The organism is Protofrankia sp. Cas8 (genome assembly GCF_963555845.1).
In the GTDB taxonomy this organism is placed as follows: Bacteria; Actinomycetota; Actinomycetes; order Frankiales; family Frankiaceae; genus Protofrankia.
Genome location: NZ_CAUVXI010000039.1, coordinates 27,080 through 31,856, shown reverse-complemented (window position 1 = coordinate 31,856; position 4,777 = coordinate 27,080). Strand labels below are relative to the sequence as shown.

At 67.6% G+C, this 4,777-nt stretch carries 2 protein-coding genes; one reads left to right on the top strand and one right to left on the bottom strand.

Annotated features, from left to right (window positions below):
* Positions 1 to 1,236 precede the first annotated feature (1,236 nt).
* Entirely contained in the window at positions 1,237 to 3,813 is a 2,577-nt protein-coding gene (locus U9977_RS08635; RefSeq protein ID WP_322748673.1) for a sensor histidine kinase KdpD, read from the bottom strand.
* Positions 3,814 to 4,043: 230 nt separating this feature from the next.
* On the opposite strand from U9977_RS08635, the gene U9977_RS08630 reads away from it, so the two are divergent.
* On the top strand, positions 4,044 to 4,682 hold the full coding sequence (locus U9977_RS08630) for a hypothetical protein (RefSeq protein ID WP_322748672.1): 639 nt from the start codon (positions 4,044 to 4,046) through the stop codon (positions 4,680 to 4,682).
* Positions 4,683 to 4,777: the final 95 nt, after the last annotated feature.

Sequence of the window (4,777 nt, the reverse complement as noted above, 5' to 3'; positions counted from 1 at the left end):
ATTCGAGATGTCCGGAACGGGCGAGGTAAGAAACGGCATACCTCATATCCACTGCGTCCTTGAGACTGAAGGCGACCGCACGCTATCCGGCCACATGCACTGGGCGAAGGTCCACAACTGGTTCGTCAACGTCTACCTCATCCCAACAGTCTGACGCCGCAAGATCGAAGACCCCTCGCCAATTTTCTCTACGGTTTCAAGACCGGCCTTCGGCCGGACAAGCAGAACCGCCCCGGGCCGGATGATCGACACGGGGCGGTTGGCGTGTGGGAAGACCTCAGGGGCTCGGCCCCCCGAACCCCCCGGCCAGATCCAGAGGGGAGGGAAGAACGAGGACACGTCCGCGTGATCACTCCGCAGACCTGGCGCCCGAGGGCTACCACCGGAACCCCGACCGCGCAAGATCCGCACGGCAGAGGCTCGGGTCAGGGGACGTTGGCGGATCTTGCACGGTCGGGAACCCGGCGGTAGGGACAAGCCCGCCAGCTCTCCGGAGGGATCACGCTCGCCCCAGCCATGAGGGCGCAGGCTACGGCCTGTTCTCTAGGTTCTCGATTTGCGACCAATTCCCTGGTGAGTAGGTGGCTACGGCTACATGCCTGCCGTTGAAAAACACCTTGGAGGAGAGGATCAAGACCCCAGCCTGACTAATCTTGACAACTTTGGCATCGGGATGGTTGACCCAGGACCCATCGACGCGGACCCGGACGCCATGTGGCGCGTAATGGCTGTGCCAATCCGATTCGGACATGATCGAAGGCTAGCCGCCCCTACTCGGTCTCGGCGGCGTGTTCGACGAGACAGTTCTAAGGCCCGATGGCGCGCCGCACACGCCGCGCACGGCCAGGACCCGACGGAGCGTCGCACCACTGACGATCTTGGCTGTGCACCATACGTGCACGTCGTGCCGGCCCGGCCGCAGCAAGACCGCATCGACGCAGGTGGGCATAACTTTCCGTGCGGATCGGTGACAGTCTGTAAAACCGCCGGCTCAGCCTACGTTGGTTCGAACCCAACACCTGCCACCACCCCGGCTTCGTCCCGGATCCCGCTGCGGCCCAGGCATTGGCAGCGGGAGCAGTAGGTGGATGCGGTCGCTATAGCGACGAAAACTACCTAAGCCTCGTGTCGCCGACGGCCGGGCGTAGGTAGAAACGGCGGCTATAGCAACTTTTTCCACCGACCCCTCCGCAGGGACGCACGCACGCGTGACGCAGAGCCCAGCCGGTCGGCGAGTCAGCCCGCGGCGACCGTAGCGGGAACCGGCTGCTGGACCGACCATGCGGCGGGCAGCGACAACACCATCGTGAGCCCGCCGCCGGGGGTGTCGTCCGTGGTCAGCGAACCACCCATGGCCTCGGTCAGGCCACGGGACAACGCGAGGCCCAGGCCGACGCCGGTGGCGTTGTCCCGGTCACCGAGACGCTGGAAGGGTTGGAAGACCCGGTCCCGGTTCTCCGCCGGGATGCCCGGCCCGCGGTCGATGACGCGAATTTCGACCCGATCGGCGAGCGCGCTCGCGGTGATGACCGGATGGGTCCCCTCGGGGGAGTGTCGTTGTGCGTTGGAGACGAGGTTGACCAGCACCCGCTCGAGGAGCGCGGGGTCTGCGTGGATGTCGGGCAGATCGTCGGGCACCTGGATCTCCACGCTGCGAGCCGGCGGGCCGAGCTCGTCGAGGGCGTGTGGGATGACGTCGTCGACGCCGACCGGCCGGGGGAAGACGCTGAGCGCGCCAGCCTGCAGCCGGCTCATGTCGAGGAGGTTGTCGACAAGGCGGGTGAGCTTGTCCATGGACTCATCGGCAGTCGCGAGCAGCTCCGCCTGTTCGGCCTCGGTCCAGCGGATGTCCCGCCCGCGCAGCCCGGAAATGGCGGCCTTGGCCGAGGCGAGCGGTGTGCGCAGATCATGGCTGACCGCGGTGAGCAGAGCGGTACGTACCCGGTCGGCCTCAGCCAGCGGGCCGGCCTCGGCGGCGGCTTCGGTGAGGCGGCGCTGTTCCAGTGCGAGCGCGGCCTGCGCGGCGAACGCGGCGAGTATCCGACGGTCCGCGGCGGGCAGTGGCCGTCCGCGCAGTACAAGAGCGAGGTTGTCCCCGACGGGGACGTCCACGTCACCGGCTTCGGGCCGGGTGCACGGATCAGTCCCGATGCTGTGAACGACCCGCCACTCGCGGGCGCTACCGCTGTCGCGGCCGGCGCCGGAGTGCTGCTCGGAGCGTTCCAGGAGGGTGGCGGCCGTCATCCCGAAGGTCTCCCGCACCCGTTCGAGCAGCGCCGGAAGCGCATCCTCGCCACGCAGGACGCTGCCGGCGAGTACGGACAGGGTCGCGGCCTCGGCGGAGGCCCGCGCCGCCAGGGCGTACCGGCGTGCGGCGAGGTCCACAACCCTGCTGACCATGATCCCGACGAGCACGAACGCGGCGAGCGCGAAGGTATTGTTACGTTCGGCGATCGTCCAGCGGTGCACGGGAGCCGTGAAGTAGTAGTTCAGCAACAGGGAACTCGCGACCGCGGCGAACAGCGCGGGCCAGAATCCACCGACCAGCGCGACGATCACTACCGCCAGCAGGTAGGCAAGAGCGTCGGTTGTGAGGTTGAGCGACTCACGCGAGATCGCCAGGACCACGGTGAGCAACGGGAGAAGAGCGACCGCCAGCGCAGTCGCGATCAGGCGGCGTCGCGGCGTCAGGCCGTGCGTGAGCCGCGGCAGCCGCCAGCCACTACCGACCTCCTCGTGGGTGACCATGTGGACGTCGATCGACCCGGACAGCTTGGTCGTGGTGACCCCGATACCGGGGCTGAACATCTGGGCGAGGCTGCCGCGCCGGCTGGCACCGAGCACCAGCTGGGTCGCGTTCTCCGCGCGGGCGAAGTCGAGCAGCGCGGTGGGGACATCCTCGCCGATCACCTGGTGGTAGGTACCTCCCAGGCTCTCCACCAGCGCCCGCTGCCGGGCCAGTGCCTGCGGGTTCGCGCCGGTCAGGCCGTCCGATCGGGCCACGTGGATGGCGAGCAGATCAGAGCCCTTGCTGCGGTCCGCGATCCGGACGGCCCGGCGGATCAGGGTGTCCCCCTCGGGTCCACCGGTGAGAGCGACGACCACGCGTTCACGGGTTTCCCAGGTCCCCGCTATGCCGTGTTCGGCGCGGTACCGGTCGAGCTGCTCGTCCACCTTGTCGGCTACCCACAGTAGCGCTATCTCGCGCAGAGCAGTCAGATTGCCAACCCGGAAGTAGTTCGACAGTGCGGCGTCGATCTTCTCCGGAGCGTAGACGTTGCCGTGCGCCATCCGACGGCGCAGCGCCTCCGGGGCCATGTCGACCAGCTCCACCTGGTCGGCATCCCGGACGACGTCATCGGGCACGGTCTCCCGCTGGGCCACCCCGGTGATCGTCTCAACCACATCGTTGAGTGAATCCATGTGCTGGATGTTCACGTTGGAGATGACGTCGATACCAGCGCCAAGGAGCTCGTGGACGTCCTGCCAGCGCTTGGCGTTGCGGCTGCCGGGGACGTTGGTGTGCGCGAGCTCGTCGACGAGGGCGACCGCGGGCCTACGGGCCAGCACAGCGTCAACATCCATCTCGGTGAACACCGCGTCCCGGTAGGAGATCTCCTTTCGCGGGACGACCTCCAGCCCTTCCAGCAACGCCGCCGTCTTCGGCCGGCCGTGGGTCTCGACGAAACCGACGACCACATCGGTTCCCCGATCGCGGCGCCGGTGCGCCTCGTCCAGAGCCGCGTAGGTCTTACCGACGCCTGGCGCGGCACCAAGGTAGACACGCAAGGTTCCCCGAGTCACGACACCCATCGTGCGCCATCAGGCGTGCGCGCCGCGCGGGACGGCCTACATATGCACAGCGTAACGGCGACCGCACATACATTCACACTGGAATCACAACTCAACGCCTGACACACAGTCCGCACGCCGCAGACACCCTCCGGAGCCGCAACCAACGAACGGGTCCATGTGGTGGAGAAGGTCAGTGATCTGCGCAATAGGGGAACTCAAACGACGAACAGGCCATTACCGTAGCGGGCATGCCGCAAGCAGGACTTGCCTGGCAGACACTGCACGATGCCGGCGCACTCGCACTGGTCGACACCGCGTCCCACCGGGCCGCCGCCGTCGCGCGACCATGCACGCCCGAGCTGGGCATCACCGACATCGTGGAAGCCGAACGCCTAGTCCAGGCCTGGGCGGAGACATCCACACGAGGAGAGGCCGAGGATGCACTGGCGGGACGGCTCGCAGCCGACCCCGCGAGACTCCTGCGGTCACTGAGCTGGCTGCTCGCGATGTGGGCGGTGACGCTGCATCTGCGAACCGGTGAACAACCACACGCGGTCATCCGGTCGTTGACCTACCGCGGCGTCTGGCGCAGCGCCGAGGCACCTCAATGCGAGGGCGTCTGGGAATCGCTCAGCCAACGGATCCGCATCGGCGCACTGGCCGCGCTGACCGGGGACTCCGACGCCGCGAACGCGTTCCGGCTGGCAATCTGCCAGCCGTCCGGAATCGCTGAAGTGCTGCTGTACCACGCACTGTCGGTCATGGCCGACCTCGCCCGCAACATGCATGCCATCGGTGTCGACCCGACCGATCTGGCCCGCACCCTCGCCGCGTACACCACCGAGCCGGCCGCCATCCAGCCGGCGTCCTTCCGCCCGCTGAGCTGACCCGGCCCACAGCCAGGACCCCCAGCCGCCGGGATGTGATCGGCGTGGGCGACTCAGACACCGTGCCGGCGCCATGGGACAGTTGGATGTCCGGT

Coding starts and splice junctions, on each gene's coding strand:
- U9977_RS08635 (WP_322748673.1), bottom strand. CDS start 3,813: ATGGGTGTCGTGACTCGGGGAACCTTGCGTGTCTACCTTGGTGCCGCG.
- U9977_RS08630 (WP_322748672.1), top strand. CDS start 4,044: ATGCCGCAAGCAGGACTTGCCTGGCAGACACTGCACGATGCCGGCGCA.